The 1,117-nt window shown below is 70.5% G+C and carries 1 pseudogene; it reads right to left on the reverse strand.

Annotation, left to right across the window (positions count from 1 at the left end):
- A pseudogene (locus tag KZA10_RS15805) lies at positions 1 to 1,097 on the reverse strand (acetyl/propionyl-CoA carboxylase subunit alpha); the annotation flags it as partial.
- Positions 1,098 to 1,117: the final 20 nt, after the last annotated feature.

Consider the following 1,117-nt stretch of genomic DNA (forward strand, 5'->3'; position numbering starts at 1 on the left):
GCGGACAGCCGTCGCTTCATCCGCTGCTTCCTGTCGAGGGGGCGGAGGCGAACCGTGCGACCGTCCTCGGCCACCCACACAGCGGCGTCCGCGTCCACTGCGGCGTGGACAGCGCTTCGCGATCTCGAAGCCGATCCTTCGTCGAGCGCGACCTCTTCGTCGTCATCCGTGAGGGCGACGAACAGAGGCGGTGCCGCATCCCCGGCCCCCAGGCGCCAGCCGGGAAGGTCCCGCCACAGGGCGGTGGTCCGCATCGGCGCGGCGGTTCCCGCGACCGCGTCCTTCGCTGCCGCGAGCTGTGCCGGCGACGGCCTCAGCGTGCCGAGCGGAAGCAGGGTCTCGATGAGCCCGGTCTCGAGGTCGCCCTCGATGACGCGCGGGTCCTGGCAGAGCGTGCGGAGGAAGGCGATGTTGGTCTCGACGCCCAGGACGACCGTGCGGGCGAGCGCCTCGTCCAGTCGCGCGAGCGCGGTGGCGCGGTCGTCGGCGAAAGCGATCACCTTCGCGATCATCGGGTCGTAGAACCCGGTCACCTCGCTCCCGGTCTCGATCGCCGCATCCACGCGAACGCCCGACGGCGGATCGAACAGCAGCACCGTCCCGGTGGAGGGAAGGAACCCGCGTTCCGGCGACTCCGCGTACACACGTGCCTCGACCGCGTGGCCGCGCAGACGCGGAGTGACCTCCAGCGCCAGCCCCGCGGCCGCGCGGAGCTGGAGAGCGACTAGATCGAGGCCGGTGACCTCTTCGGTCACGGGATGCTCCACCTGGAGGCGGGTGTTCATCTCGATGAAGAACACCTCGTCTGGCGCATCGGCATCGATGAGGAACTCGACGGTGCCCGCGCCGACGTACTCGACGCTCTCTGCGGCGAGGACGGCTGCCGAGAGCAGTCGCTCACGGGTGGAGGCGGGGATGCCCGCCGACGGCGCCTCCTCGATGACCTTCTGATGCCGTCTCTGCAGGGTGCACTCGCGCTCGCCGAGTGCGATGACCGTGCCGTGCGCGTCTCCGAAGACCTGCACCTCGATATGCCTCGGGCGTCGGATGAGGCGTTCGAGGATGAGCGCGTCGTCGCCGAACGCTGCCGATGCCACTCGGCGCGCGGAGGCGAGAG

The sequence above is a fragment of the Microbacterium sp. BF1 genome (assembly GCF_019279095.1).
In the GTDB taxonomy this organism is placed as follows: Bacteria; Actinomycetota; Actinomycetes; order Actinomycetales; family Microbacteriaceae; genus Microbacterium; species Microbacterium maritypicum.